The organism is Variovorax paradoxus, from assembly GCF_009498455.1.
Taxonomy (GTDB): Bacteria; Pseudomonadota; Gammaproteobacteria; order Burkholderiales; family Burkholderiaceae_C; genus Variovorax; species Variovorax paradoxus_H.
This window is the reverse complement of the sequence record NZ_CP045644.1, coordinates 598,870-625,158: the sequence shown is the minus strand read 5'-3', so window position 1 is coordinate 625,158 and position 26,289 is coordinate 598,870. Positions and strand designations below refer to the sequence as shown.

The 26,289-nt window shown below is 67.2% G+C and carries 25 protein-coding genes; 18 read left to right on the top strand and 7 right to left on the bottom strand.

The features are described from left to right. Nucleotide 1: 1 nt before the first annotated feature. The 4 genes from GFK26_RS02810 to GFK26_RS02795 are packed head-to-tail and all read right to left on the bottom strand — an operon-like array spanning nt 2 to nt 3,782. Nucleotides 2–1,399 (bottom strand): TRAP transporter large permease, encoded by a 1,398-nt coding sequence (locus tag GFK26_RS02810; RefSeq protein ID WP_153280747.1) that lies wholly within the window; start codon nt 1,397–1,399, stop codon nt 2–4. Nucleotides 1,400–1,450: 51 nt separating this feature from the next. Then, on the bottom strand, nt 1,451–2,008 hold the full coding sequence (locus GFK26_RS02805; protein WP_153280746.1) for a TRAP transporter small permease: 558 nt from the start codon (nt 2,006–2,008) through the stop codon (nt 1,451–1,453). Between the two features lie 11 nt (nt 2,009–2,019). After that, the gene (locus GFK26_RS02800; RefSeq protein ID WP_101488583.1) at nt 2,020–3,027 is read right to left on the bottom strand and encodes a sialic acid TRAP transporter substrate-binding protein SiaP; all 1,008 of its coding nucleotides are present in this window, start codon (nt 3,025–3,027) and stop codon (nt 2,020–2,022) included. A gap of 47 nt (nt 3,028–3,074) precedes the next feature. Further along, nucleotides 3,075–3,782 (bottom strand): FadR/GntR family transcriptional regulator, encoded by a 708-nt coding sequence (locus tag GFK26_RS02795; RefSeq protein WP_153280745.1) that lies wholly within the window; start codon nt 3,780–3,782, stop codon nt 3,075–3,077. Nucleotides 3,783–3,946: 164 nt separating this feature from the next. On the opposite strand from GFK26_RS02795, the gene GFK26_RS02790 reads away from it, so the two are divergent. Genes GFK26_RS02790 through GFK26_RS02780 form a run of 3 tightly spaced genes read left to right on the top strand, consistent with a single transcriptional unit; the run spans nt 3,947 to nt 6,307 of the window. Then, a complete protein-coding gene (locus GFK26_RS02790; RefSeq protein WP_153280744.1) occupies nt 3,947–4,681 on the top strand; it encodes an SDR family oxidoreductase in 735 nt (244 codons plus the stop codon). Continuing rightward, nucleotides 4,678–5,424: an SDR family NAD(P)-dependent oxidoreductase gene (locus GFK26_RS02785; RefSeq protein ID WP_153280743.1), complete on the top strand. Its 747-nt coding sequence runs from the start codon at nt 4,678–4,680 to the stop codon at nt 5,422–5,424. The genes GFK26_RS02790 and GFK26_RS02785 overlap by 4 nt, the downstream gene beginning before the upstream one ends. Nucleotides 5,425–5,458: 34 nt before the next feature. Further along, nucleotides 5,459–6,307 carry a fumarylacetoacetate hydrolase family protein gene (locus GFK26_RS02780; RefSeq protein ID WP_153280742.1) on the top strand — a complete coding sequence of 283 codons (849 nt, stop codon included), beginning with the start codon at nt 5,459–5,461 and terminating at the stop codon, nt 6,305–6,307. Here GFK26_RS02780 and GFK26_RS02775 read toward each other — a convergent pair. Beyond that, a complete protein-coding gene (locus GFK26_RS02775) occupies nt 6,297–7,184 on the bottom strand; it encodes a substrate binding domain-containing protein (protein WP_153280741.1) in 888 nt (295 codons plus the stop codon). The two genes, GFK26_RS02780 and GFK26_RS02775, sit on opposite strands and share 11 nt — an antisense overlap. A gap of 109 nt (nt 7,185–7,293) precedes the next feature. Between GFK26_RS02775 and GFK26_RS02770 the strand changes: the two genes are divergently transcribed. The 12 genes from GFK26_RS02770 (at nt 7,294) to GFK26_RS02715 (ending at nt 19,972) form a co-directional block, all read left to right on the top strand. Beyond that, nucleotides 7,294–8,052 (top strand): SDR family oxidoreductase, encoded by a 759-nt coding sequence (locus GFK26_RS02770; RefSeq protein WP_153280740.1) that lies wholly within the window; start codon nt 7,294–7,296, stop codon nt 8,050–8,052. Between the two features lie 149 nt (nt 8,053–8,201). Next, a complete protein-coding gene (locus GFK26_RS02765; protein WP_153280739.1) occupies nt 8,202–8,906 on the top strand; it encodes a TetR/AcrR family transcriptional regulator in 705 nt (234 codons plus the stop codon). 76 nt (nt 8,907–8,982) lie between these two features. After that, complete coding sequence (locus tag GFK26_RS02760; RefSeq protein ID WP_153280738.1) at nt 8,983–10,779, top strand: acyl-CoA dehydrogenase C-terminal domain-containing protein; 1,797 nt, start codon at nt 8,983–8,985, stop codon at nt 10,777–10,779. Nucleotides 10,780–10,823: 44 nt separating this feature from the next. Continuing rightward, nucleotides 10,824–11,258, top strand: coding sequence for a DUF2147 domain-containing protein (locus GFK26_RS02755; protein ID WP_153280737.1), 435 nt, complete (start codon nt 10,824–10,826; stop codon nt 11,256–11,258). A gap of 36 nt (nt 11,259–11,294) precedes the next feature. Continuing rightward, nucleotides 11,295–13,694: a 3-hydroxyacyl-CoA dehydrogenase/enoyl-CoA hydratase family protein gene (locus GFK26_RS02750; RefSeq protein WP_153280736.1), complete on the top strand. Its 2,400-nt coding sequence runs from the start codon at nt 11,295–11,297 to the stop codon at nt 13,692–13,694. Nucleotides 13,695–13,756: 62 nt separating this feature from the next. After that, nucleotides 13,757–14,173, top strand: a complete 417-nt coding sequence (locus GFK26_RS02745; RefSeq protein WP_153280735.1) for an endonuclease domain-containing protein — start codon at nt 13,757–13,759, stop codon at nt 14,171–14,173. Beyond that, complete coding sequence (locus GFK26_RS02740) at nt 14,170–15,366, top strand: acetyl-CoA C-acyltransferase (protein ID WP_153280734.1); 1,197 nt, start codon at nt 14,170–14,172, stop codon at nt 15,364–15,366. Before GFK26_RS02745 ends, GFK26_RS02740 begins: the two co-directional genes overlap by 4 nt. Nucleotides 15,367–15,514: 148 nt before the next feature. Continuing rightward, nucleotides 15,515–16,351, top strand: coding sequence for an acyl-CoA thioesterase (locus GFK26_RS02735; RefSeq protein WP_153280733.1), 837 nt, complete (start codon nt 15,515–15,517; stop codon nt 16,349–16,351). A 4-nt stretch (nt 16,352–16,355) separates the two neighbouring features. Beyond that, nucleotides 16,356–17,102 (top strand): SDR family oxidoreductase, encoded by a 747-nt coding sequence (locus tag GFK26_RS02730; RefSeq protein ID WP_153280732.1) that lies wholly within the window; start codon nt 16,356–16,358, stop codon nt 17,100–17,102. 49 nt (nt 17,103–17,151) lie between these two features. After that, a complete protein-coding gene (locus GFK26_RS02725; protein ID WP_153280731.1) occupies nt 17,152–17,742 on the top strand; it encodes a 2-hydroxychromene-2-carboxylate isomerase in 591 nt (196 codons plus the stop codon). A 151-nt stretch (nt 17,743–17,893) separates the two neighbouring features. Then, nucleotides 17,894–18,658, top strand: coding sequence for an enoyl-CoA hydratase (locus GFK26_RS02720; protein ID WP_153280730.1), 765 nt, complete (start codon nt 17,894–17,896; stop codon nt 18,656–18,658). 195 nt (nt 18,659–18,853) lie between these two features. After that, complete coding sequence (locus GFK26_RS02715) at nt 18,854–19,972, top strand: ABC transporter substrate-binding protein (protein WP_153285835.1); 1,119 nt, start codon at nt 18,854–18,856, stop codon at nt 19,970–19,972. A gap of 10 nt (nt 19,973–19,982) precedes the next feature. Here the strand turns inward: GFK26_RS02715 and GFK26_RS02710 are convergent, their stop codons facing one another. After that, nucleotides 19,983–20,426 (bottom strand): acyl-CoA thioesterase, encoded by a 444-nt coding sequence (locus GFK26_RS02710; RefSeq protein WP_099794971.1) that lies wholly within the window; start codon nt 20,424–20,426, stop codon nt 19,983–19,985. 42 nt (nt 20,427–20,468) lie between these two features. Between GFK26_RS02710 and GFK26_RS02705 the strand changes: the two genes are divergently transcribed. Then, on the top strand, nt 20,469–22,346 hold the full coding sequence (locus tag GFK26_RS02705; protein WP_153280729.1) for an ABCB family ABC transporter ATP-binding protein/permease: 1,878 nt from the start codon (nt 20,469–20,471) through the stop codon (nt 22,344–22,346). A gap of 45 nt (nt 22,347–22,391) precedes the next feature. Beyond that, nucleotides 22,392–23,330, top strand: coding sequence for a 2-hydroxyacid dehydrogenase (locus GFK26_RS02700; protein ID WP_153280728.1), 939 nt, complete (start codon nt 22,392–22,394; stop codon nt 23,328–23,330). Nucleotides 23,331–23,613: 283 nt separating this feature from the next. On the opposite strand, the gene GFK26_RS02695 is transcribed toward GFK26_RS02700, so the two are convergent. Then, nucleotides 23,614–25,056: an amidase gene (locus GFK26_RS02695; RefSeq protein ID WP_153280727.1), complete on the bottom strand. Its 1,443-nt coding sequence runs from the start codon at nt 25,054–25,056 to the stop codon at nt 23,614–23,616. Nucleotides 25,057–25,117: 61 nt separating this feature from the next. Here GFK26_RS02695 and GFK26_RS02690 point away from each other — a divergent pair, with 61 nt between their 5' ends. Further along, nucleotides 25,118–26,107 (top strand): LysR substrate-binding domain-containing protein, encoded by a 990-nt coding sequence (locus GFK26_RS02690; RefSeq protein ID WP_153280726.1) that lies wholly within the window; start codon nt 25,118–25,120, stop codon nt 26,105–26,107. Nucleotides 26,108–26,289 lie beyond the last annotated feature (182 nt).

Genomic DNA, 26,289 nt, shown 5'->3' with positions numbered 1-26,289 from the left:
GTCAATAGAACATCTTGGGCAGCCACAGCACGAGCTTGGGCATGTAGGTGATGAGGCCCAGGCTCAGAAGCAGCGGCACCAGCCAGGGCAGGATGGCCATCGTCGTGCGCTCGAAGCTCAGGCCCGCCACGCGCGCCAGCACGAACAGCACCATGCCCATCGGTGGGTGCAGCAGGCCGATCATGAGGTTGAGCACCATCACGAGGCCGAAGTGAATCGGGTCCACGCCGAGCTGCGTCGCAATGGGCAGCAGGATCGGCACGAGGATGGTGATGGCCGCCGTCGGTTCCAGGAAACAGCCCACGAACAGCATCAGCAGGTTGGCCAGCAGCAGGAACACCCACGCCTCCTTGGTGAAGCTCAGCACCCACGCGGCGATGTCGGTGGTGACGCCCGTGGCCGTGAGCATCCAGCCGAAGATCGAGGCCGCCGCCACGATGAACAGCACCGTGCTCGTGGTCTCGATGGTGTCCAGGCAGACCTTGATGAACATCTTCCACGAGAGCGTGCGGTACCACGCGAAGCCCAGGATCATGGCCCACACGCAGGCCGCAATGGCGCCTTCGGTGGGCGTGAACAGGCCCGTGGTCATGCCGCCGATGAGCAGCACCGGCGTCATGATGGGCAGCAGCGCCTCGAAGCTGAAGATCTTGTCGAGCACGAAGAGCGAGGCCAGCCCCGCGAACACCGTGAGCTGCGGCGGCGTGCCCAGCTTGGCCACCAGCAGCCACAGCAGCATCGGCCAGCCGATCACCACGACCAGCTCCATCAGTGCCTTGAACAGGCGCGTGCGCGAGAACTTGACGTCGGCGCCCCACTTGTTCTTGTGCGCGTAATAGGCCACCGTGAGCATCATCAGCACGGCCATCATCACGCCCGGCAGCAGGCCCGCGAGAAACAGCGCGCCCACCGACACGTTGGCCATCATTCCGTAGATCACGAAGGGCAGGCTCGGCGGAATGATCGGGCCCAGCGTGGCCGAGGCGGCCGTCACGCCCACCGCGAATTCGGTGGAGTAGCCGTGTTCCTTCATGGCCTTGATCTCGATGGTGCCCAGGCCGGCCGCATCGGCAATGGCCGTGCCACTCATGCCCGCGAAGATCACCGAGCCCAGCACGTTCACGTGGCCCAGGCCGCCCTTGAGCCAGCCCACCAGCGCCAGCGCGAAGTTGTAGATGCGCGTGGTGATGCCGGCGTTGTTCATCAGGTTGCCGGCCAGGATGAAGAAGGGCACGGCCAGCAGCGGAAAGCTGTCGATGCCGCTCACCATGCGGTGGATCACCACGAACGGCGGCAGCGTGCTGTCGCTCACGAGGATGTAGACCAGCGAGGCGCCGGCCATGGCAACGGCCACGGGGATGCCGCCGGCCATGAAGAACAGGAAGATGATTTTCAGCATGGGGTTGTGTCGCAGGACCGCGCCTGCGTCTGTGTGGCGGAGGGGTCCGCGTCAGCGGTCGCGCAGAGTGGATTCGGGTTGTTCGAGCACGCTGTAGCCGCGCTGCCAGTGGATGCGCAGCACCTGCAGCGAACGCCACGCCATCGCGGCGAAGCCGAACACGCACAGCGCGTACACCACGTTCATCGGCAGGTCGACGAGCGTCATGCGCGTCTGGTTGCCGATCTTCATCATCATCTGCACCGTCATGACGACGGCCGCGACGAAGAAGGCGGTGCGCAGCACGTCCACGGCCATCGAGAGCAGGCGGCCCATCGCGCGCGGCATGTGACGGTAGAAGAAGTCGACCTGGATCTGGTTGTTCTTCGCCACACCGATCGCCGCGCCGACGAAGACCACGCCGATGAGCAGGTAGCGCGCCACTTCTTCCGTCCAGGCGGCCGAGTCGTTCATCACATAGCGCGTGACGAACTGGTAGAACACCGTCAGGCCCAGCATCCAGAAGAGGGCCAGCGAAAGCCAGCCCTCGGCGATGGTGTCCGACAGGTCGACCACTTCGTCCTCCGCATGGAAGTGGCCCTCGTCGTCGATGATCTTCTGTTCGGTCATGGCCGCGTCGCTTACTTGATGGCCAGGATGCGGTCGTAGTCCTGCTGGCGGTAGCCTTGATCCGTCGGCTTGGTGGCTTTCAGCACCGCTTCACGGAACGCGTTCTTGTCGACCGTGATCACGTTGTTGCCCTTCTTCTTGAACTCTTCCACCAGGCGGGCTTCCGACGCGATGATTTCGCGGCCGGTTTTCTCAGCGGCTTCCTGCATCACCTCGGTGAAGATCTTCTTGTCTTCGGCCGAGAGCTTGGTCCACAGCTGGCCCGAGGTGATGGTGAGCAGCGAGTCGACGATGTGGCCGGTGAGCGAGATGTTCTTCTGCACCTCGAAGAACTTCTTGGCCTCGATGGTCGGCAGCGGGTTCTCCTGCGCATCGACCGTGTTGTTCTGCAGCGCCAGGTACACCTCGGCAAAGGCGATCGGCGTCGGGTTGGCGCCCAGCGATTTCGGGAACGCCAGGTAGGCCGGTGCGTCGGGCACGCGGATCTTCAGGCCCTTCATGTCCTCGGGCTTGGCCACGGGCCGCGCGGCGCTCGAGGTGACGTGGCGCGCGCCGTAGTAGCTCAGCGCCGTGATGTGGTTGCCGCTCTTGTCGTCGTAGCCCTTGGCGAGCTCCTTGAACACGTCGCTCTTGGCGTACTTGAGCTGGTGCTCGGCGTCGCGGAAGATGAACGGGAAGTACGAGATCGCCAGCGGCGTGTAGGTGCGCCCCGCGAAGCTCGCGCCCGACAGAATGATGTCGACCGTGCCCAGCGTGAGGCCCTGGTTGATGTCGGCTTCCTTGCCGAGCGTGGAGGCCGGGAACACCTGCACCTCGTAGCGGCCGTTGGTGCGCTTCTTGATCTCGTCGCCGGCCCACACCGAGTACTTGTGGAAGGGCTCCGAGGTCTCGTACACGTGGGCCCACTTGAGCTTGGTCTGTGCGCTGGCGATGCCCGTCACGCCGAGCGCGCCGGCTGCGAGGGCGCAGGCGGCCAGGGCCTTGAGGGCGGTGCGTTTGCTGTTCTTGCTGCTGATCATGTGGCTTGTCTCCGTTGTAGTTAATGGGCAGGAATGCTGGCGAGAAATCAGGCGGGCTTGGCGCGGCGCCAGCTCGCGCTGAAACGGTGGTGCGAGTTGTCCATGTGCGCGTGCATCGCGGTGCGCGCGGTCTCCGCGTCGCGTGCGGCAATGGCATCGCGAATCGCCTCGTGCTCGGCGATGGCGGCGCGCCACGAGGTCACGGTCTCGAAGTAGCCGCCCAGCCGCGTGAAGATCGGCCCGCGGCGCGAATCCCAGAAGCCCTGCACCGTTTCCACCAGCACCACGTTGCCGCCGGCGTTGACGATGGCCAGGTGAAAGGCGCGGTCGCCGTCCAGCGGCATGACGTTGCGGTCGGCCATCTCGCGCATGGTGGCGATGGCGCGCGTCATCGCGTCCACGTCCTTGCGCTTGCCCGAGAGGGCGGCGATGGCGGCGGTCTCGCCCTCGATCACGCGGCGCGCGCGGATCAGCTCCAGCGGCCCCCATTCGGTGGGCGCCACCGGCGCGCTGGCGCGGTGCGAGCGGTCGAGCACGTACACGCCCGAGCCGGTGCGCACCTCGACCCAGCCCTCGACCTCGAGCGCAATGAGCGCTTCGCGCACCGAGGGACGGCTCACGCCGAGCTGCTTGGCGAGGTCGCGCTCGGCGGGCAGGCGCGCGCCCACGTCGAACTCGCCCTTGGCGATCAGCCCGCGGAGCTGGTCGGCAATCTGGCGATAGAGGCGTTGGGGTTCGACGGTCTGGAGCGGCACGGGAGCAGGGCGGGTGGCGGGCGAGGCGGTGGATCGGCTTAAGGGTTGTCCTGAATTGGACAAGTGGTAAGGCCAATTCAGAATACGGCGATTCACACATGTCACCCATCGGGCCTAACCCGAATCCACCCCTCGCACTTGCGAACCCCCAGGAGACACCGACCATGAGATTGAAGGGAAAGACCGTGCTCGTCACCGCCGCAGGCCAGGGCATCGGCCGCGCGAGCGTGCTGGCGCTCGCGGCCGAGGGCGCCCGCGTGTGGGCCACCGACGTCAACGAGCAGCTGCTGGCGGCCTACGCCGGCGTGGCGAACGTCACGGCCCTGAAGCTCGACGTGCTCGACAAGGCGGCCATCGGCGCGGTCGTGGCGCAGCTGCCCGCGCTCGACGTGCTGTTCAACTGCGCGGGCGTGGTGCACAACGGCACCATCGAGCAGGCCAGCGACGACGACCTCGACTTCGCCTTCCGCCTCAACGTGCGCGCACAGATGTGGACCATCCAGGCCGTGCTGCCCGGCATGCTCGCGGCCGGGCGCGGCAGCATCATCAACATGGCCAGCGTGTGCTCCAGCATGAAGGGCCTGCCCAACCGCTTTGTCTACGGCACCACCAAGGCGGCCGTGCTCGGCCTCACCAAGAGCGTGGCGGCCGACTACGTGGCACGCGGCATCCGCTGCAATGCCGTGTGCCCGGGCACGGTCGACACGCCCTCGCTGGGCGATCGCATCAACGCCAACGCCGACCCCGAGGCCGCGCGCAAGGCCTTCGTGGCGCGCCAGCCGATGGGCCGGCTCGCGCAGGCCGAGGAGATCGCGCCGGTGGTGGTGTTCCTGGCCAGCGACGAATCCATCTTCGCCACCGGCCAGTACTTCACCGTCGACGGCGGCATCACGATATGAACCGGCTCGATTTCGAAGGCCGCCATGCGGTGGTCACCGGCGGTGCCACCGGGCTGGGCTTCGGCATCGCGCAGCGGCTCGTCGCCTCGGGCGGCAGCGTCACCTTGTGGGACCGCGACGAGGCCGCCGCCGGGCGCGCGGCCGAAGCGCTCGGTGCCAAAGCCTTCGCACTGAAGGTCGACGTGACGCAGCAGCCCTCGGTTGCGAAAGCCGTGGCTGCCACGCTCACGCACGCGCCGCGCATCGATGCGCTGGTCAACAGCGCGGGCATCACCGGGCCCAACGTCAAGCTGTGGGACTACCCGGTGGACGACTGGCGCCAGGTGATGGAGGTCAACGTCAACGGCGTGTTCCTGTGCTGCCGCGAGGTGGTGGGGCAGATGCGAAAGCAGGGCCACGGTCGCATCGTCAACATCGCCTCGGTCGCCGGCAAGGAAGGCAACCCCAACGCCAGCGCCTACAGCGCGAGCAAGGCCGCCGTCATCGGCCTCACCAAGTCGCTCGGCAAGGAACTGGCCGACACCGGCATCCGCGTGAACTGCGTGACGCCCGCCGCGGTGAAGACGGCGATCTTCGATCAGATGACGCCCGAGCACATCGCCTTCATGTTGTCGAAAATCCCCATGGGCCGTTTCGGCACGGTGGAAGAAGTGGCCGCGCTGGTCGGCTGGCTTTGCACCGAAGATTGCTCGTTCTCCACCGGCGCGGTCTTCGACCTGTCCGGTGGTCGCTCCACCTATTGATCCATTCCCCATTTCAATGCACTGAAAGGAACGCATGAAACTCGTCCGCTACGGCAACCCCGGCAAGGAGAAGCCCGGCCTCATCGATGCAGAAGGCAAGCTGCGCGACCTGAGCGCCATCGTCAAGGACATCGGTCCCGACCAACTCGGCGATGCCGCCATTGCCAAGCTGCGCAAGACCAAGCTCGACAAGCTGCCGCTCGTGCGCGGCAAGCCGCGCCTGGGCAGCCCCGTGGCCAACGTCGGCAAGTTCATCGCCATCGGCCTGAACTACGCCGACCACGCGGCCGAGTCGGGCCTGCCGGTGCCCAAGGAGCCCGTGGTCTTCATGAAGGCCAACAGCTGCATCCAGGGCCCGAACGACCCCGTGATGCTGCCCAAGGGCTCGGTCAAGACCGACTGGGAAGTCGAGCTGGGCGTGGTCATCGGCACGCGCGCACGCTACGTGTCGCAGAAGAGCGCGCTCGACTACGTGGCCGGCTACTGCACCATCAACGACATCAGCGAGCGCGAATACCAGATCGAGCGCGGCGGCACCTGGGACAAGGGCAAGGGCTGCGACACCTTCGGCCCGCTCGGCCCCTGGCTCGTGACGCGCGACGAGATCGAGAACCCGCAGAAGCTCGCGATGTGGCTCGACCTGAACGGCCAGCGCGTGCAGACCGGCAGCACCAAGACCATGATCTTCAGCGTGGCAAAAATCGTGAGCTACGTGAGCCAGTTCATGACGCTGATGCCCGGCGACGTGATCACCACCGGCACGCCGCCCGGCGTCGGCATGGGCATGAAGCCGCCACTGTTCCTGAAGAAGGGCGACGTGATGACGCTGGGCATCGAAGGCCTGGGCGAACAGCGCCAGGAAGTGATTCCCTTCAAGCTCTGAGCACGCGGATCAGTTCGTCGTACACCAACCGCACGCGCGCCGGCACCGGCGCGCGCTGCGGGCGGTAGACGTGAATCGGCCAGGGCTCCGGCGCGTCGGCCGCCAGCACCTCGACCATTGCGCCCGACTGCAGCCACGGCTCCGCCAGCGGGCCGATGAGCTGGCCGAAGCCGATGCCCGCGAGCACCGCGGCGCATTCGGCGTCGATGTTGTCCGTCACGAACGCGGGCGACGACACGGTGAACACCCGCTTCTTGCTGAACGCCCATGGCCAGGGCCGGCCCGAGCTGCGATCGATCAGCGCCGTCACCGGCAGCTGGGACAGCGCGTCCACGGTGCGCGGCGCACCGGCCCGCTCGATGAGCGCCGGTGACGCCACCACGCGCAGCGGCATCTTTCCCACACTCCGTGCCACGAAGCGCGCGTCGCGCATCGGCCCGACGCGCACGCCGATGTCGATCTGCTGGTCGACCACGTCGGCATGCTGCTCCGACAACCGCAGGTCGAGCACCAGCCCCGGGTGCGCCACCAGCAGCGGCGCCAGCGCCTGCGGAATGAACCGGCCGTACACATGCGGCGCCGTGACCCGCACCGTGCCCGCGTGCTGCGACAGCGCGCGCCGGTCGATGCGGTGAAAGAGCTCGTCGACGCCGCCCACCGCGATGCGGGCGCGCTCGGCGAGTTGCCGCCCGAAGTCGGTGAGCTGCACGCCGCGCGTGCTGCGGTGAAAGAGCGGCTCGCCCAGTTCTTCTTCGAGTTCGCGCACCGCGCGCGTCACCACCTGCGGCGACACCGACAGGCGCACGGCCGCCTCGCGGAAGTTGGCGGCAGCTGCGGCGGTGAAGAACACGCGCAGGGCTTCGAGGCGGTTGGACATGAGGTGTTCCTCGCTTGGGAATTCTGAAGTCGCCAGAGTTTCATTTACTGGAACGCGTGGATTTTCCACACTGCATGCACTTCTTCAACACACCCCAAAGGAAATCTTCATGACCTCCGTTCAAGACAACATCCAAGGCAAGGTCGCCATCGTCACCGGCGCGAGCAGCGGTCTGGGCGAATCGACGGCGCGCCACCTGGCCGCGCGCGGCGCCAAGGTGGTGCTCGCGGCCCGCCGCACCGACCGGCTCGACAAAGTCGTCGCCGAGATCCGCGAAGCCGGCGGCGAAGCCATCGCCGTCGCCACCGACGTGGCGAAGCGCGCCGATCTCGAAAAGCTCGCTGCCGCCACCGTCGAGGCCTTCGGCCGCATCGACGTGCTGGTCAATAACGCGGGCGTGATGCCGCTGTCGCCGCTCGACAAGCTCAAGGTCGACGAGTGGGACCGCACCATCGACGTCAATATCAAGGGCGTGCTCTACGGCATTGCCGCCGTGCTGCCGCGCATGCAGGCACAGGGCAGCGGCCACATCGTGAACGTGGCCTCGATTGCCGGGCTGAAGGTGTTCACGCCCATCGGCACCGTCTACAGCGCGACCAAGCATGCGGTGCGCGCCATCTCCGAAGGCCTGCGCGTGGAGGTGGGCAACAGCGGCGTGCGCGTGACCATCGTGTCGCCCGGCGCCGTGGACTCGGAACTGAAGCTCGGCAGCAGCGACGCCGAGAGCGCCGCCGGCCTGAAGGCCTTCTACGACGCCAACCAGATCCCCGCCGACTCGGTGGCGCGCGCCATCGTCTACGCGGTGGAGCAGCCGGCCAACGTGGACATCAACGAGGTCGTGCTGCGGCCCGTGTCGCAGGACTTCTGATCCCGCCGGGCAAGGGTGTGACCCTCTGGCGGTCGCCCCTTGCTTTGGCTAACCTTCATTAACCCAGTGCCGCCCAAGGTCATTTGCGGTCAAAAGTGCAAAGCCCCTGCAAAATAGAACGACCGTTCGTTTTATTCGGAGCTTTCACGATGTCTGCCACCGCCGTTCCCGCCAAGCCGGCCCGCGCCGCCCCCAAAGGCCAGCAGACCAAGGCCATCATCGTCGACGCCGCACTGGCGCTGGCCGCGCAGATCGGGCTCGAGGGCCTGTCGATTGGCGCCGTGGCCGAAATCACCAAGATGAGCAAGTCGGGCGTGTTCGCCCACTTCGGCTCGCGCGAAGAACTGCAGATTTCCGTGGTGCGCGAGTACCACGCCCGCTTCGAGCAGGAAGTGTTCTTCCCCGCCCTGACAGCCCCGCGCGGCCTGCCGCGCCTGCGCGCCATGTTCGCCAACTGGATGAAGCGCACCTCGACCGAGATCGACTCGGGCTGCATCTACATCAGCGGCGCCTCCGAATTCGACGACCGCCCGGGCCCGGTGCGCGATGCGCTGGTCGAGTCGGTCAGCATCTGGCAGGCCGCCGTGCTGCGCGCCATCGTGCAGTCGAAGACCGAAGGCCACCTGCGCGCCGAGGCCGACGAGCGCCAGGTCGGGTTCGAGATCCACGGCCTGATCCTCGCGCTGCACTACGAAGCCCGCTTCCTGCAGGTGCCCGGCTCCATCGGCCGCGCCAACGTCGGCTTCGACAACATCCTTGCGCGCGCCGCCACGCCGGACGCGCCGCCTGCTTCCAATGCCACCGAGTCCGCGCCCGCTGCGCGCGGCACGCGCCGGCTCAAGACCGTGCGCTGAGCGCCACGGCCGCCCGTTTCGTTTTTCCCGTTTTCGTTTTTTCCAATCTATCTAGCTTCGACCAGGAGAGTCCCGGATGCCTACCTACAACCCCCCCGTGCGTGACATGCAGTTCGTGCTGCACGAAGTGCTCAACGTCGCCGAGGAACTCAAGGCACTGCCGGCCCACGCCGAGACCGATGCCGACACCATCAACGCCGTGATCGAAGAGGCCGGCAAGTTCGCGGCCGAAGTCACCTTTCCGCTGAACATCAGCGGCGACGAAGAAGGCTGCGTGCTCGACAAGGCCACGCACGAAGTGAAGACGCCCACCGGCTTCAAGGGCGCCTACGCCAAGTACGTCGAAGGCGGCTGGCCCGCGCTGTCGTGCGACCCGGCCTTCGGCGGCCAGGGCCTGCCGTTCGTGGTGAACCAGTGCCTGTTCGAAATGCTCAACAGCGCCAACCAGGCCTGGACCATGTACCCGGGCCTCTCGCACGGCGCGTACGAGGCGCTCAAGGCCCACGGCACCGAAGACCAGAAGAAGACGTACCTGCCCAAACTCACGAGCGGCGAGTGGACCGGCACCATGTGCCTGACCGAACCCCATTGCGGCACCGACCTGGGCCTCTTGCGCACCAAGGCCGAGCCGCAGCCCGACGGCACCTACCGCATCACCGGCAGCAAGATCTTCATCTCGGCCGGCGAGCACGACATGACGGACAACATCATTCACCTGGTGCTGGCCCGCCTGCCGGACGCGCCCAAGGGCAGCAAGGGCATCAGCCTGTTCGTGGTGCCCAAGTTCCATGTCAAGGCCGACGGCTCGCTCGGCGAACGCAACCCGATCTTCTGCGCCGGCCTGGAGCACAAGATGGGCATCCACGGCAACGCCACCGCGCAGATCGTGATCGAAGGCGCCACCGGCACCTTGGTGGGTGAGCCCAACAAGGGCCTGGCCGCGATGTTCGTGATGATGAATGCTGCACGCCTGGGCGTGGGCAACCAGTCGCTCGGCCTGACCGAAGTGGCTTATCAGAATGCACTGGCCTACGCCAAGGACCGCACGCAGATGCGTTCGCTGTCGGGCGTGAAGGCCAAGGACAAGGAAGCCGACCCCATCATCGTGCACCCCGATGTGCGCAAGATGCTGCTCACGGCCAAGGCGTATGCCGAAGGCGGCCGCGCGCTGCAGATCTTCTGCACGCTGCTGCTCGACAAGGAGCACAACCACCCGGACGAAAAGGTGCGCAAGGACTCCGGCGAACTGGTCGCGCTGCTGACGCCCATCGTCAAGGCCTTCATCACCGACAACGGCCACATCGCGACCAATTCGTGCATGCAGGTTTTCGGTGGCCACGGCTTCATCAAGGAATGGGGCATGGAGCAGTTCGTGCGCGACAACCGCATCAACATGATCTATGAAGGCACCAACACCATCCAGTCGCTGGACCTGCTGGGCCGCAAGATTTTGGGCAACAACGGCGCCTCGCTGAAGAAGTTCGGCAAGCTCGTCGCCAAGCTGGTGGAAGAAGAAGGCGTGAACGAGAAGATGGCCGAGTTCATCAACCCGATCGCGATGCTGGGCGACCAGCTCACCAAGTTCACGACCGAGATCGGCTTCAAGGGCTTCCAGAACCCCGACGAAGTGGGCGCCGCCGCTGTCGACTACCTGCGCGTGGCCGGCCACTTCGTGTTCGGCTACCTGTTCGCCCGCATGGCGCAAGTCGCGCTGCGCGAAATCGCCGCCGGCAACACCGATCCGTTCTACGTCGCCAAGCTGCAGACCGCACGCTTCTACTTCGCCAAGCTGTTCCCCGAGACCGTGATGCTGATGCGCACCGCGCGCGCCGGCAGCAAGGTGTTGATGGACACCGACGCCGCACTCGCTTAAGCGACGCACACAGCCTTTCTTCATCGACCTACCGGGAGCCGCTCATGAAAGCAACGCTTGCAGCCGTCTTGTTCACAGTCACCGCCGTCTCGGCCATGGCCCAGAGCACGCCGGTGGGCCTGTGGCGCAATGTCGACGACAAGACCGGCGAGGCCAAGGCCGAGATCCGCATAGTCGAGTCCGACGGCGCGCTCCGGGGACGTATTGAAAAGTCGTTGAAGAAAGACACCAAGCCCGACGCCACCTGCGACGAATGCGCCGACGACCGCAAGGGCAAGCCCATCGCAGGCCTGGAGATCGTCCGTGGCGGCAAGAAGGCCGAGGGCAAGGACGTCTGGGAAGGCGGGAAGATCCTCGACCCCGAGAACGGCAAGGAATACCGCGCGAGCTTCACGCCCATCGACGGCGGCAAGAAGCTCGAGGTCCGTGGCTACCTCGGCCCGTTCTGGCGCACCCAAACCTGGAACCGTGTGCAGTAAACCTGCACGCAACCCATCCAAGAAATACCAAGCAACATGTCCCGATTTCAAGTGAAGAAGGTCGCCGTGCTCGGCGCCGGCGTGATGGGCGCGCAGATTGCCGCCCACCTCGTCAACGTGCGCGTGCCTGTCGTGCTGTTCGACCTGGCCGCAAAAGAAGGCCCGAAGAACGGCATCGTCACGCGCGCCATCGACAACCTCAAGAAGCTCAAGCCCGCGCCGCTCGGCGACGTGGCCGATGCGGGCCTGATCGAGCAGGCCAACTACGACGATGATCTGGCCAAGCTCGGCGAGTGCGACCTCATCATCGAAGCCATTGCCGAGCGCATGGACTGGAAGCTCGATCTGTACAAGAAGATCGCGCCGCACGTCGCCAAGCATTCGATCCTGGCCTCGAACACCTCGGGCCTGTCGATCACCAAGCTCAGCGAAGCACTGCCTGAAGCCCTGAAGCCGCGCTTCTGCGGCATTCACTTCTTCAACCCGCCGCGCTACATGTTCCTGGTGGAGCTGATCAACACGCCCACCACGCAGCCGCAGGTGCTCGACGACCTCGAAGCCTTCGTCACCAGCACGCTCGGCAAGGGCGTGGTGCGCGCGCACGACACGCCCAACTTCATCGCCAACCGCGTCGGCATCGCCGGGATGCTGGCCACGCTGAAGGAAGTCGAGAAGTTCGGTTTGACGCCCGACGTGGTCGACGACCTCACCGGCAAGAAGCTGGGCCGTGCGAGCTCGGGCACCTTCCGCACCGCCGACGTGGTGGGCCTGGACACCATGGCCCACGTCGTGAAGACGCTGCAGGACAACCTGAACGCGCAGACCGATCCGTTCTATGCCAACTTCGCGACGCCGCCGGTGCTCGCCAAGCTGCTCGAGCTGGGCAACCTGGGCCAGAAGGCCAAGGCCGGTTTCTTCAAGAAGGTCGGCCGCGACATCCTGCGCTTCGACCTGAAGAGCGGCGAGTACGTGCCCGCCGGCGCCAAGGCCGACGAGGTGTATGGCCGCATGCTGAAGAAGCCCGCGGGCGAGCGCCTGAAGCTGCTGCGCGAGAGCGAAGGACCGCAGGGCCAGTTCCTCTGGGCCATCCTGCGCGACGGCTTCCACTACGCCGCCGTGCACCTGGCCGACATCGCCGAGAGCGCGCGCGACATCGACTATGCAATGCGCTGGGGCTTCGGCATGAAGCAGGGCCCGTTCGAACTCTGGCAGGAAGCCGGCTGGGCGCAGGTCGCCAAGTGGGTGCAGGAAGACATCGACGCCGGCAAGGCGCTGAGCAGCGCACCGCTGCCGAAGTGGGTGTTCGAAGGCCCGGTGGCCGAAGCCGGTGGCGTGCACACGCCTGAAGGCTCGTGGAGCGCCTCGCAGAACAAGTTCGTGCCGCAGCGCAAGCTGCCCGTGCACGACCGCCAGCTGTTCCCCGAAAGCGTGCTGGGCGCCAACGCGGCCGATGCCCACACGGCCGGCACGACGATCAGCGACGAAGGCGATGTGCGCGTGTGGACGCTCGACGGTGAAGTGCTCATTGCGAGCATCCAGTCGAAGATGCATGCCATCAGCCCCGACGTGGCCGAAGCACTCGGTGCTGCGGTCGACCTGGCCGAGGCTGAGTACAAGGGCCTGGTGATCTGGTCGCCCGACGAAGTCTTCTCGGTCGGCGCCGACCTGCAGGCGATGCTGCCGGCCTTCGTGGTCGCGGGCATCGGCGCGGTCGAAGGCGCGGAAGAAGAGCTGCAGAACGTCATGCTCAAGATCCGTTATGCCAACGTGCCGGTGATCTCGGCCGTGCGCGGCATGGCACTGGGCGGCGGCTGCGAGCTGGCCATCCACTCGGCCAAGCGCGTCGTCGCGATGGAAAGCTACATCGGCCTGGTCGAAGTCGGCGTGGGCCTGATCCCCGGCGCGGGCGGCCTGACGTATATCGCACGCCGCGCGGCAGAGAACGCCTCGGCCTCCACGGGCACCGACCTGCTGCCGTTCCTCACCGAAGGCTTCACCGCCGCGGCGATGGCGAAGGTGGGCACCGGCGCGCTCGATTCGAAGAAGCTGGGCTACCTGCTGGACAGCGACGTGATCGTGCCGAACAAGGACGAGCTGCTGTACGTGGCGCTGCAGCAAGCGAAGGCCATGGCCGACGCCGGCTACCGCCCGCCGCTGCGCCGCACCTTCCGCGTGGCCGGCCGCAGCGGCGCCGCCACGATCAAGGGCCAGCTCGTGAACATGCGCGACGGCGGCTTCATCAGCGCGCACGATTTCCACATCGCCAGCCTGATCGCCAACGTGGTCACCGGCGGCGACGTGGACGCGGGCTCGCTCGTGACCGAGGAATACCTGATGACGCTGGAGCGCAAGGCGTTCTGCTCGCTCATCGTGCATCCGAAGACGCAGGAGCGGATCATGGGGATGTTGAGCACGGGGAAGCCGGTGCGTAACTGAAGCAGGTACCCCTCTTCCTCCTTCCCCCTCTGGGGGAAGGCCGGGATGGGGGCAAGCAGCCTATGCAGAACCAATCCACTTCCAACGCGCAACAGAACGCTCGCACCCTGCGGCGCGAGATGACCGACGCCGAGCGCAAGCTTTGGAGCGGGCTGCGCAGCGAGCAGCTGGGAGTGAAGTTCCGTCGGCAGCATCCGCTTGGCAACTACATCGCCGACTTTGCGTGCCTCGATCCAAGGCTGATCGTCGAACTCGACGGGTCGCAGCATCAGACCCAAAAAGGCTACGACGCGCAACGTGACACCTTCCTGCGGACGCAAGGATTCGAGGTGCTGCGCTTTGGATCGAATGATCCGTTTGTCAATTTCGAGGGGATGCTGCAAGCCGTTCTCAACCGCCTGAACGAGTTGAAGGCCGCTTGCCCCCATCCCAACCTTCCCCCAGAGGGGGAAGGAGCCCAATCCAGGAGCCATCCATGAAACAGATTCAAGACGCCTACATCGTCTCCGCCACCCGCACCCCCATCGGCAAATCCCACCGCGGCTACTTCCGCAACTACCGCCCCGACGACCTGCTCGCGACCACGCTGAAGGCAGCGCTGGCCGCCGTGCCGGGCCTCGACCCGAAGGCCATCGAAGACATCATCTGCGGCTGCGCGATTCCCGAATCGCAGCAGGGCCTGAACGTCGCGCGCATCGGCGCGGTGCTCGCCGGCTTGCCGACCAGCATCGGTGGCATCACCGTCAACCGCTTCTGCGCCTCGGGTCTCTCCGCGGTGCAGATGGCGGCGGACCGCATCCGCGTCGGCGAGGCCGACGTGATGATCGCGGCCGGCGTCGAGAGCATGAGCATGGTGCCGATGATGGGCAATTCGCCCTCGCTGTCGCCCTCGATCTTCGAGCGCGAAGGTGACGTGGGCATCGCCTACGGCATGGGCCTCACGGCCGAGAAGGTCGCGCAGCAGTGGAAGGTGAGCCGCGAGGCGCAGGACGCGTTCGCGCTCGCCTCGCACCAGAAGGCATTGGCCGCACAGGCCGCCGGCAAGTTCGCCGACGAGATCACGCCGATCGAAGTGACCGACCGCACGCCGGACCTGGCCACCGGCGAGGCCATCGCCAAAACCCGCACCGTGAGCCTCGATGAAGGCGCACGCCCCGACACCAGCCTCGAGGGCCTGGCCAAGCTGCGCACCGTGTTCGCCGCACGCGGCACCGTGACCGCCGGCAACAGCTCGCAGACCTCCGACGGCGCGGGCGCGCTGATCCTGGCGAGCGAGAAGGCCATCAAGCAGTACGGCCTCACGCCGCTCGCACGCTTCGTGAGCTTCGCCAGCAAGGGCGTGCCGCCGCACATCATGGGCATCGGCCCGATCGAGGCGATTCCCGCTGCATTGCGCTACGCCGGTCTGAAGCACGAAGACATCGACTGGTTCGAACTCAACGAAGCCTTCGCCGCGCAATCGCTCGCGGTGATGAACACGCTGGGGCTCGATCCGTCGAAGGTCAACCCGATGGGCGGCGCGATTGCGCTGGGCCACCCGCTCGGCGCGACCGGCGCGATCCGCGCGGCGACCGTGGTGCATGCGCTGCGCCGCGAGAAGCTGAAGTACGGCATGGTCACGATGTGCGTGGGCATGGGCCAAGGCGCCGCCGGCATCTTCGAGCGGGTCTGATCGGCAGGGGAATCACGGCCATGCACGGCACGCAGCAGCAGTTCCGTGCGGGCGGTGCATGGCCCCCGGTGCGTGCCGCAGTGCAGCACGCCAACGTCCCGCACACGACTGCGTGAGGTCATCGACCGGAGGCACACTGCTGATCACCATGCGCACGACCCCACACCCCTTCGACAAAGCCCTGGCCCTGCACCACAGCGACATCCGCGTGGGGCACTTCACCGGCACCACGAGTCCCGACTACTGGAACATGGTCGGTCCGTTCGGCGGCACCACTGCGGCGCTGGCGCTGCAGTCGGTGCTCCAGCACCCCGACCTGCTCGGCACGCCCATCGCGTTGACGGTCAACTACGCGGCCGCGCTCGGCGAGGGCGCGTTCGACATCCAGGCCATCGCCGTGCGCACCAACCGCTCGACGCAACACTGGACGGTGACGATCACACAGCCGGGTGCCGACGGCACGGCGAACATGACGACCACCGCCACGGTGGTGACGGCCGCGCGTCGCGACACCTGGAGCCAGGCCGACCTCACCATGCCCGAGGCGCCGACGCCCGCGTCGGTCGATCGCATGAGCATCGGCCCGTCGGGCGTGGCCTGGCTCGATCAGTACGAGATGCGTCCGTTCAGCGGCGGCATTCCCTCGAAATGGGACGGCAGCCTGCAGCACAGCGAGACCCGCATCTGGGTGCGCGACGCGCAGGCCCGCCCGCTCGACTTCGCCTCGCTCGCCGCATTGAGCGACGTGTTCTATCCGCGCGTCTGGCTGCGCCGCGCCAAGCACGTGCCCGCGGGCACGGTGTCGATCACCACGTACTTCCATGTCGGCGCCGCCGAGCTGGCCGAGGTCGGCACGGGCTACCTGCTGGGCTGCGCGGCGGGGCAGCAGTTCTTCAACGGCTTCTTCGACCAGAAGGCGCAGCTGTGGAGCGAGAAGGGCGCGCTGCTCGCCACCTCGAACCAGATCGTCTACTACAAGGAATGACCCGATGGCACTCACCAAAGCTGCATTGATCGTCGGCGCAGGAGACGCCACCGGCGGCGCCATTGCCCGCCGTTTCGCGCGCGAGGGCTACGCCACCTGCGTCACGCGGCGCAGCCTCGACAAGCTGCAGCCGCTGGTGGCGCAGATCGAGGCCGACGGCGGCCGGGCCCACGCCTTCGCTTGCGATGCACGCAAGGAAGAAGAAGTGGTGGCGCTCATCGAGCAGATCGAATCGACCGTCGGGCCGATCGAGGTGATGGTGTTCAACATCGGCGCCAACGTGCCGGAGAGCATCCTCACCGAGTCCGCGCGCAAGTACTTCAAGGTGTGGGAGATGGCCTGCTTCTCGGGCTTCCTCAACGGCCGCGAAGTGGCCAAGCGCATGGTGGCGCGCGAGATGCCGACGGGCGCTCATCGCGGCACGATCATCTTCACCGGTGCGACGGCGTCGCTGCGCGGTGCAGCCAACTTCGGTGCCTTCTCGGGCGCCAAGATGGCCTTGCGCGCGTTGGCCCAATCGATGGCGCGGGAGCTGGGGCCGCAGGGCATCCACGTCGCGCATGTGGTGGTCGACGGTGCCATCGACACCGAGTTCATCCGCAGCAATTTCCCCGAGCGCTATGCGCTGAAGGACAGCGACGGCATCCTGAACCCGAACCACATCGCCGACAGCTACTGGATGCTGCACGCGCAGCCGCGCGATGCGTGGACGCACGAGCTCGACCTGCGCCCCTGGTCCGAGAAGTTCTGACCGGCGCCGAGCTTCGCGCCGCGACACACAGCCTCAAGGAGACGACACCATGACGAAAACCGTCGATTTCTATTTCGACGTCGGCAGCCCCGCCGCCTACCTGGCCGCCACGCAGCTGCCGCACGTGTGCGCCGACACCGGCGCCGAGCTGGTCTGGAAGCCCATGCTGCTCGGCGGCGTGTTCCAGGCCACGGGCAACCATTCGCCGGCCGAGATCAAGGCCAAGGGCCCGTACCTCACGACCGACCTGCAGCGTTTCTCCAAGCGCTACGGCGTGCCCTTCGCGCACAACCCGCATTTCCCGATCAACACGCTGCTGCTGATGCGCGGCGCGACCGGCGTGCAGATGACGGCACCCGAACGTTTCGGCGCGTACGTCGATGCCGTGTTCCATGCGATGTGGGTCGAGCCGAAGAACCTCAACGACCCCGCGACCGTCGGCGCCGTCTTGCAAAATGCGGGCTTCGACGCCGCGGGCCTGCTCGCGCTGGCCGGCGCGCAGGAGACCAAGGACCGCCTCAAGGCGGTCACGCAAGAGGCGGTGGAACGCGGCGTGTTCGGCGCGCCCACCATGTTCGTCGGCGATCAGATGTTCTGGGGCCAGGACCGCCTCGACTTTGTCCGCGAAGCCCTGACCTGATGCACACCCCCAGGCTTGCCCACTTCGTGTGGCCGCCAACCCCCTTGCAGGGGGCGACACCTGCGGCCCGGCAAAGCCGGTTCCGCGGTGTCTCCCGAAGGAGCCACGCTCGATGCGTGGCGTTGTCCATTTTTTGTTTCAAGGAAATCCCATGAGCGACATCCTCGTCCACACCGAAGCCGGCGTGATGACCATCACCTTCAACCGCGTCGACAAGAAGAACTCGATCACCAGCAGCATGTACGCCGCGATGGCCGACGCGCTCGCCACGGCCGAGAGCGACGCGGCTGTGCGCTGCGTGCTGTTCCAGGGCGACCCGACGATCTTCAGTGCCGGCAACGACATCGGCGACTTCCTCAATGCGCCGCCCGCCAACACCGAATCGCCGGTGTTCCGCTTCCTGCGCGGCATCGCGACCTTTCCGAAGCCGATCGTCGCCGCCGTGTGCGGCCCGGCCGTGGGCATCGGCACCACGATGCTGTTCCACTGCGACCTCGTCTATGCGGGCGACAACGCGGCCTTCTCGATGCCCTTCGTGAACCTGGGCCTGTGCCCCGAGGCCGCGTCGAGCCTGCTGGTGCCGCAGATGCTGGGCTACCACCGCGCCGCCGAAGCCCTGCTGCTGGGCGAGCCCTTCATGGCCGAGGCCGCGCTCGAAGTGGGCCTGGTCAACCGCGTCGTGCCGCCGACCGAGGCCAACGGCATCGCACAGACGCAGGCCCGCAAGCTCGCCGCCAAGCCGCTGAGCGCGCTGATCGAAACCAAGCGCCTGCTGAAGAAGACGCAGATGCCCGCCGTGCTCGAGCGCATGGGCGAAGAAGGTGCGAGCTTCGGCCGCATGCTGCGCGAGCCGGCCGCCAAGGAAGCGTTCGGCGCCTTCATGGAGAAGCGCAAGCCCGATTTCTCGAAGGTCTAAGCCTTCCGTGGGCTTGCTTGCGGACGGTGGCTGCGTACACTGTTCCTCGTGCCTGCTCCAGACATCAACTCGCCCACAGCGCCCGCCACACGGGCGATGCGTGCTACTGAAAAAGTAGCATTCGGGCCCACGCGCCGGCATGCTTTGGGCTTACTCGCAGGCTCGCTCGCGGCGCCCTCGCTGGTGCTGGCGCGCGTGCGGCCGTTGCGCATCGGGGTCATCGGCTCGTGGTCGGGGCCTTATGCGGGCGGTGGGCGCCAGTTCGACGCCGGCATGGCGGTCTGGCTGGCCGACCACAAGCAGCAGATCGCGGGCCGGCCGGTCGAGCTCCTGCGCCGCGACGTGCCCGGCAGCGCGCCCGAACAGGCACGGCGCCAGGCGCAAGACCTCATCGAGAGCGAACGCGTCGACCTGCTCACGGGGCTGGACTTCAGCTCCAACGCCTACGCCGTCGGCGCCGTCGCCACGCAGGCGCGCGTGCCGACCGTGATCATGAACGCCGCCTCCTCGGGCATCACCGGGCGCTCGCCGTTCATGGTGCGGGTGTCGTTCACCATCGCGCAGGTCACGGCGCCGCTGGCGCGCTGGGCGCTGCAGCAGGGGCTGCGCGATGTGTGCACCGTGGTGGCCGACTACGCCTCGGGCGTGGACGCCGAAAGCGCGTTTGTCTCCGGCATCACCGCGGGCGGCGGCCGCGTGGGGGCGATGCTGCGCGTGCCGCTGAACACCCTCGACTACTCGGCCTACATGCTGCGCCTGCGCGAGCTGAAGCCGCAGGCCGTGTTCTTCTTCCTGCCGTCGGGCCAGATGCCGGCCATCTTCCTGAAGTTCTGGCGCGACCGCGGCATGGCCGACACCGGCATCCGCCTGCTCGCCACGGGCGACGCCACCGACGACCACTACCTGGACGGCATCGGCGAACTGGCCGAGGGGCTGGTCACCAGCCACCACTATTCCTTCGCCCACGAGTCGCCGGCCAACCGGCGCTTCGCGGGCGCCTTCGAAACCGAGTACGGCAGCCACCTGCGCCCGGGCTACTTTGCCGTGGCAGCCCACGACGGGCTCGCGGCCATCGATGCGGCCCTGAGCGCGCCGGGTGCGCGCGGCGGCAAGGCGGGCGCCGAACGGCTGGTGGATGCGTTCCGCGGCCTGCGGCTGGACAGCCCGCGCGGACCGGTCGAGATCGACGCCCACACGCGCGACGTGGTGCAGTCGGTCTACATCCGCCGCGTGGAGCGGCGCGACGCGCGCTGGATCAACCGCGAGTTCGAGTGCAGCGAACGGGTGCGCGACGCCGGCATCGGCGTCGGCTGACGGAGGCCGCTCAGGCCGCCGGCTGTTCGATCGGCCGGGGGCGGCCGTTGTCGTCGATCGCGACGTAGGTGAAGGTGGCCTGCGTCACCTTGATGTACTCGCCCTGCGCGCGGAAGCGCTCGGCAAACACCTCGACCGTCACCGTGATCGAGGTGCGACCCACGCGCACCAGCTTCGAATAGAACGAGAGGATGTCGCCCAGCCGCACCGGCTGCTTGAAGATGAATTCGTTGACCGCCACGGTGGCCTGGCGCCCCTTGGCGTAGCGCGCCGGAATCACCGAGCCGGCCAGGTCGCACTGCGCCATGACCCAGCCGCCGAAGATGTCGCCGTTGGCGTTGCAGTCGGCCGGCATCGGAATGACCTTGAGCACCAGCTCCATGTCGGTGGGCAGGCTCTTGAGGGTGGCGGCGGCCGTCGCTGCGGCGGAAGAGGCACTGGAAGAAGAGGACATGGGCACAATCTGAGGCAACAACAACAGCCACGATTGTCCCCCATGCGCCGAAGCGGCGAAGCCCTTTCCCCCTCTCCCCATGCGCCCGGCGGCCATCCGCCGGACCGCGCCGACCGTTCCGACTGGGCGACCCTGCGTCGCCTCTTTCCCTATCTCTGGCAGTACAAATGGCGCGTGATGGCCGCGCTGGCCTTCATGGTGGGCGCCAAGGTGGCCAACGTGGGCGTGCCGGTGCTGCTGAAGAACCTCATCGACACGATGACGCCCAAGCCCGACATGGCGCAGGCGCTGCTCATCGTGCCGATCGGGCTGCTGCTGGCCTACGGACTCTTGCGCTTTTCGACGGCGCTCTTCGGCGAACTGCGCGAGCTGATCTTCGCCAAGGCCACCGAAGGCACGGCGCGGCAGATCGCGCTGGAGGTGTTCGGCCACCTGCACTCGCTGAGCCTGCGCTTCCACCTGGAGCGCCAGACCGGCGGCATGACGCGCGACATCGAGCGCGGCACGCGCGGCGTGCATTCGCTCATTTCGATGTCGCTCTACAGCATCGTGCCGACCATCATCGAGCTGGCGCTGGTGCTCACCATATTGGGCGTGAAGTTCGATTCGCTGTTCGTGTGGATCACGGGCGCGGCGCTGGTGCTGTACATCACCTTCACCGTGACGGTGACCGAGTGGCGCACGCAGTTCCGCAAGACCATGAACGAACTCGACTCGATGGCCCAGAGCCGCGCGGTCGATTCGCTGCTGAACTACGAAACCGTCAAGTACTTCAACAACGAAGACTTCGAGGCGAAGCGCTACGACGCCAGCCTCGACCGCTACCGCAAGGCCGCCATCAAGAGCCAGCGCACGCTGAGCATGCTGAACACCGGCCAGCAGCTGCTGATTGCCGTGAGCCTCGTGCTGATGCTGTGGCGCGCGACCTCGGGCGTGGTCGAAGGGCGCATGACGCTGGGCGACCTGGTGATGGTCAACGCCTTCATGATCCAGCTCTACATTCCGCTCAACTTCCTGGGCGTGATCTACCGCGAGATCAAGCAGAGCCTGACCGACCTGGACAAGATGTTCGTGCTGATGGAGAAGGAGCGCGAAGTGCGCGACGCGCCCGGTGCGAAGCCCTTGTCTTTGCTCCCTCTCCCTCCGGGAGAGGGAAGGGGTGAGGGCGGCGGCATCAACTCCACCATCCGCTTCGAAGACGTGAGCTTCGCCTACGAACCCGATCGCCCGATCCTCAAGCACGTGAGCTTCGAGATCCCCGCCGGCAAGACGGTGGCCGTGGTCGGCCCGTCGGGCTCGGGCAAGTCGACGCTCGCGCGCCTGCTGTACCGCTTCTACGACGTGCAGCAGGGCCGCATCACCATCGGCGGCGAAGACATCCGCGCCGTGCAGCAGTCCAGCGTGCGCCGCGCCATCGGCATCGTGCCGCAGGACACGGTGCTGTTCAACGACACGGTCGAATACAACATCGCCTACGGCCGCCCCGGCGCCACGCGCGAAGAGGTCGAAGGCGCCGCACGCGCTGCGCGCATCCACGACTTCATCTCGGCCACGCCCAAGGGCTACGAGACGACGGTGGGCGAGCGCGGCCTGAAGCTCTCGGGCGGCGAAAAGCAGCGCGTGGCCATCGCGCGCACACTGCTGAAGAACCCGCCGATCGTGATCTTCGACGAGGCCACGTCGGCGCTCGATTCGGCCAACGAGCGCGCCATCCAGTCGGAGCTGCGCAGCGCCGCGCAGGGCAAGACCACGCTGGTCATCGCGCACCGCCTCTCGACCGTGGTCGAGGCGCACGAGATCCTGGTGCTCGAATCGGGCGTGATCGTCGAGCGTGGCACGCACTCAGAGCTGTTGGCCCAGCAGGGCCGCTACGCCCAGATGTGGGCTTTGCAGAAGAGCGAAGCGGTCCCCTTGCTCTAGCCCGATCATTCATCCCTTCTTTTTCACCGACCCAGGAGTTCAGACGTGTCGACCAAGATTCCCCTGCTGGTGCTCTGCAGCCTCTCGAGCGCCCACCAGGCCCAGATTGCCGAGGTCTACGACATGACCTACGCCTTCGGCGACGCCGAGCGCGCCGCTGCCATCGCCGAGCACGGCGCCAAATTTCGCGCGGTGCTGACCATCGGCGTCATCGGCCTCACGCCCGCCGACATCGCGGCCATGCCGGCGGTGGAGTTGATCTGCTGCCTCGGCGCGGGCTACGAGGGCGTGCCGCTCGACGTGACGCGCGCACGCGGCATCGTCACCGCCAACGGCGCAGGCACGAACGACGACTGCGTGGCCGACCACGCCTTCGGCCTGCTCATCAGCATCGTGCGCGAGTTTCGCAAGCTCGACCGCCTGTGCCGCGAAGGCGTGTGGCGCGAAGCCATTCCGCAGCCGCCGAACGTGTCGGGCAAGAAGCTCGGCATCCTGGGGCTGGGCACCATCGGCCAGAAGATCGCCAAGCGCGCCGCCGCCTTCGACATGGAAGTCGGCTATCACAACCGCAAGCCGCGCGAAGGCGCCACGCAGCGCTACTTCGACGATCTGAAGTCGCTTGCTACCTGGGCCGACTTCCTGATACTGGCCGCGCCGGGCGGGCCGGCGACCAAGCACCTGGTCAACGCCGAAGTGCTCGATGCACTCGGGCCGCAGGGCTACCTCGTGAGCATCGGCCGCGGCAGCGTGGTCGACACCGAGGCGCTGGCGAAGGCGCTGCGCGAACACCGCATCGCGGGCGCGGGGCTCGATGTGTACGAGAGCGAACCCAAGCGCCCCGAGCCGCTCGTCGGCCTGGACAACGTACTGCTCACGCCGCACATGGCGGGCTGGTCGCCCGAGGCCACGCAGAAGTCGGTGAACCATTTCCTCGCGAACGCCGAAGGGCACTTCGCAGGGCGGGGCGTGCTCACGCCGATCTGAGGGCCTTGCTCCTTCCCCCTCTGGGGGAAGGTTGGGATGGGGGCAGACGGCGCTTGCAATGCAGGCAGCGCTCGATTGACGGCCGCTTGCCCCCACCCCCGCCCTCCCCGGAAGGAGTCAAGCCAAAACCGGAGGGCGCCGCGCGCCGCATCCGCACGCGTGGGTCTTGCTCCTTCCCCTCTGGGGAAGGTTGGGATGGGGGCAGACGGCGCTTGCAATGCAGGCAGCGCTCGATTGACGGCCGCTTGCCCCCACCCCCGCCCTCCTCCGGAAGGGGAGGGAGTCAAACCAAAACCGGAGGGCGCCGCGCGCCCCAGCCGCAGGCCTGGTCGTACGCATGCCCCAGCCGCAGCACCTCGAGGTCCGCATGGATCGGCCCCGCCAGCTGCAGCCCCATCGGCAGCCCGCCGTCGCCGAAGCCCGCGCGCACATTGAGCGTCGGCAGGCCCGCCAGCGTGAAGGGCGTGACGATTTCCATCCAGCGGTGGTAGGTGTCGCTCTTCACGCCGTTCACCTCGGCCGGCCAGTGCAGCGCGGCATCGAACGGGAACACCTGCGCGGTCGGTGCGAGCACGAAATCGAAGCGCTCGAAGAGCTTCAGGAACGCGCGGTACACATTCGAGCGATAGAGCGAGGCCTGGTACAGCGAGGCGGCGTCCAGGTGGCGGCTCTGCTCGATCTCCCATTGCGCCTCGGGCTTGAGCTGGGCGAAGAGCTTCGGGTCGCTCACGTAGGCGCCGAGCTTGCCGCCCACCAGCAGTTGCCTCAATCGCAGCCAGGCGCTCCAGTTGTGCTCGCGCGGCACGTCGAGCGTGCAGGGTTCGACCTCGCAGCCGATGGCGCGGAAGGTGTCGAGCGCCTGCTCGCCGAGTTCGCGCACGCCCGGTGCCAGCGGCAACTCGGGCCATACGCTGCCCAGCCAGCCGATGCGCAGGCCCTTGCCGTCGCCGTCGAGCGCGATGTCGTCGGGCGAGGGCATGGCGTGTGGCGACGACAGCGGCACGCGCGTGTCGAAGCCCGCCTGCACCGCGAGCAGCCGCGCGGCGTCTTCCACCGTGCGCGCCATCGGGCCTTCGCAGCCCAGCTGCTGAAAGAACAGCTCCTGCTCCGGGTCGCCGGGCACGCGCCCGCGCGAGGGCCGCATGCCGATCACGTTGTTGAAGGCGGCGGGGTTGCGCAGCGATCCCATCATGTCGCTGCCGTCGGCCACGGGCAGCATGCCCAAGGCCAGCGCGACGGCCGCGCCGCCGCTGCTGCCGCCCGCGCTGCGGTCGGGCGCGTAGGCGTTGCGCGTGATGCCGAACACCGTGTTGTAGGTGTGCGAGCCGAGCCCGAACTCGGGCGTGTTGGTCTTGCCGATGACAACGGCGCCGGCCGCGCGCATGCGTGCGACGTGCAGGCTGTCGGTGCGCGCAGGCGAGCGCGGCGACAGCGGCGAGCCCATCGAGGTCGGCAGGCCGGCGGCATGGCTCAGGTCTTTCACGGCCAGCGGAAAGCCGTGCATCCAGCCGCGCCGTTCGCCGCGCGCCAGTTCGGCGTCGCGCTCGTCGGCCTCGGCCAGCAGCTGGCCCGGGTCGCGCAGCGAGACGATGGCGTTGAATTGCGGATTGAGCGCGTCGATGCGGGCGAGCGACGCCTGCATCACCTCGCGGCAGGACAGGTCGCGGGCCGCGATGCGGCGCGAAAGTTCGGTGGCGCTGAGGTCAGGCAGGTCGTCGAAAGACATGGCGCATGCGGGAAAAGGAGGGGGCGCCCAGTATGGCGCGGCGCTCGCATAATCGCCGCGTATGGAAACAAAGTGGCTTGAAGACTTCATCAGCTTGGCGGAAACCCGCAGCTTCAGCCGCTCGGCCCAGTTGAGGCACGTGACGCAGCCGGCGTTCTCGCGGCGCATCCAGGCGCTCGAGGGATGGGCCGGCACCGACCTGGTCGACCGCAGCTCGTACCCCACGCGCCTTACACCCGCAGGCCAGACGCTCTACAGCCAGGCCATCGAGATGCTGCAGTCGCTGCAGAGCACGCGCGCCATGCTGCGCGGGCACTCGGCCGCCGGGCAGGACGTGATCGAGATCGCCGTGCCGCACACGCTGGCCTTCACCTTCTTCCCGTCGTGGGTCACCAGCCTGCGCGAGCACTTCGGGCCGATCAAGAGCCGGCTCATCGCGCTCAACGTGCATGACGCGGTGCTGCGGCTGGTCGAAGGCAGCTGCGACCTGCTCATTGCCTACCACCATCCCTCGCAGCCGCTGCAGCTCGATGCCAACAAGTACGAGATGGTCAGCCTGGGCGAGGAAACCGTCGCCCCCTGGGTCAAGGCCGATGCCGAGGGCGCGCCGCGCTACCGGCTGCCGGGCCGCCCGGGCCAGCCGCTGCCCTACCTGGGCTATGCGCCGGGCGCGTACCTCGGGCGCGTGGTCGACCAGTTGCTGAAAGAGTCGGGCACTGCCATCCACCTCGATCGCGTCTACGAGACCGACATGGCCGAAGGCCTGAAGGTGATGGCGCTCGAAGGCCACGGCATCGCCTTCCTGCCGCAGAGTGCGGTGCGCAAGGAGATCAAGGCACGCAAGCTCGTGAGTGCGCTGCCGCCCGAGATCGACAGCCTCGAGGCCAAGATGGAAATCCGCGCCTACCGCGAGCGGCCCAGCGCGCCGGTCCCGGTGAAGGCCGGCGCCAGCCGTTCGGCCGCGCGGGCCGGGCTCTCGGAAAGCATGCAGCCCAAGCGCACGGCCGACGCCTTGTGGTCGTACCTGGTCGGAACCCAGCCGCCGCACTGACCCGCGGGAGCGGCGGCCGGATTTGTGCACTGCACAATCTATAAGCACCGCGCATACCGGGCCCCGCAATCAGCATTGGCGGCCGGACCCCGGCGCCACTACAGTCGCGGCAGTTTTTTTCGGCTGTTGCACGCCGGGATCGCCGGTACTGCTTGCGCCACGCACAGCCGCCCGAATGCCGG

Bases quoted from the DNA above. Each gene is read 5' to 3' on its own strand.
- GFK26_RS02810 (WP_153280747.1), bottom strand. From the start codon at position 1,399: ATGCTGAAAATCATCTTCCTGTTCTTCATGGCCGGCGGCATCCCCGTG.
- GFK26_RS02805 (WP_153280746.1), bottom strand. From the start codon at position 2,008: ATGACCGAACAGAAGATCATCGACGACGAGGGCCACTTCCATGCGGAG.
- GFK26_RS02800 (WP_101488583.1), bottom strand. From the start codon at position 3,027: ATGATCAGCAGCAAGAACAGCAAACGCACCGCCCTCAAGGCCCTGGCC.
- GFK26_RS02790 (WP_153280744.1), top strand. From the start codon at position 3,947: ATGAGATTGAAGGGAAAGACCGTGCTCGTCACCGCCGCAGGCCAGGGC.
- GFK26_RS02785 (WP_153280743.1), top strand. From the start codon at position 4,678: ATGAACCGGCTCGATTTCGAAGGCCGCCATGCGGTGGTCACCGGCGGT.
- GFK26_RS02780 (WP_153280742.1), top strand. From the start codon at position 5,459: ATGAAACTCGTCCGCTACGGCAACCCCGGCAAGGAGAAGCCCGGCCTC.
- GFK26_RS02775 (WP_153280741.1), bottom strand. From the start codon at position 7,184: ATGTCCAACCGCCTCGAAGCCCTGCGCGTGTTCTTCACCGCCGCAGCT.
- GFK26_RS02770 (WP_153280740.1), top strand. From the start codon at position 7,294: ATGACCTCCGTTCAAGACAACATCCAAGGCAAGGTCGCCATCGTCACC.
- GFK26_RS02765 (WP_153280739.1), top strand. From the start codon at position 8,202: ATGTCTGCCACCGCCGTTCCCGCCAAGCCGGCCCGCGCCGCCCCCAAA.
- GFK26_RS02760 (WP_153280738.1), top strand. From the start codon at position 8,983: ATGCCTACCTACAACCCCCCCGTGCGTGACATGCAGTTCGTGCTGCAC.
- GFK26_RS02755 (WP_153280737.1), top strand. From the start codon at position 10,824: ATGAAAGCAACGCTTGCAGCCGTCTTGTTCACAGTCACCGCCGTCTCG.
- GFK26_RS02750 (WP_153280736.1), top strand. From the start codon at position 11,295: ATGTCCCGATTTCAAGTGAAGAAGGTCGCCGTGCTCGGCGCCGGCGTG.
- GFK26_RS02745 (WP_153280735.1), top strand. From the start codon at position 13,757: ATGCAGAACCAATCCACTTCCAACGCGCAACAGAACGCTCGCACCCTG.
- GFK26_RS02740 (WP_153280734.1), top strand. From the start codon at position 14,170: ATGAAACAGATTCAAGACGCCTACATCGTCTCCGCCACCCGCACCCCC.
- GFK26_RS02735 (WP_153280733.1), top strand. From the start codon at position 15,515: ATGCGCACGACCCCACACCCCTTCGACAAAGCCCTGGCCCTGCACCAC.
- GFK26_RS02730 (WP_153280732.1), top strand. From the start codon at position 16,356: ATGGCACTCACCAAAGCTGCATTGATCGTCGGCGCAGGAGACGCCACC.
- GFK26_RS02725 (WP_153280731.1), top strand. From the start codon at position 17,152: ATGACGAAAACCGTCGATTTCTATTTCGACGTCGGCAGCCCCGCCGCC.
- GFK26_RS02720 (WP_153280730.1), top strand. From the start codon at position 17,894: ATGAGCGACATCCTCGTCCACACCGAAGCCGGCGTGATGACCATCACC.
- GFK26_RS02710 (WP_099794971.1), bottom strand. From the start codon at position 20,426: ATGTCCTCTTCTTCCAGTGCCTCTTCCGCCGCAGCGACGGCCGCCGCC.
- GFK26_RS02705 (WP_153280729.1), top strand. From the start codon at position 20,469: ATGCGCCGAAGCGGCGAAGCCCTTTCCCCCTCTCCCCATGCGCCCGGC.
- GFK26_RS02695 (WP_153280727.1), bottom strand. From the start codon at position 25,056: ATGTCTTTCGACGACCTGCCTGACCTCAGCGCCACCGAACTTTCGCGC.
- GFK26_RS02690 (WP_153280726.1), top strand. From the start codon at position 25,118: ATGGAAACAAAGTGGCTTGAAGACTTCATCAGCTTGGCGGAAACCCGC.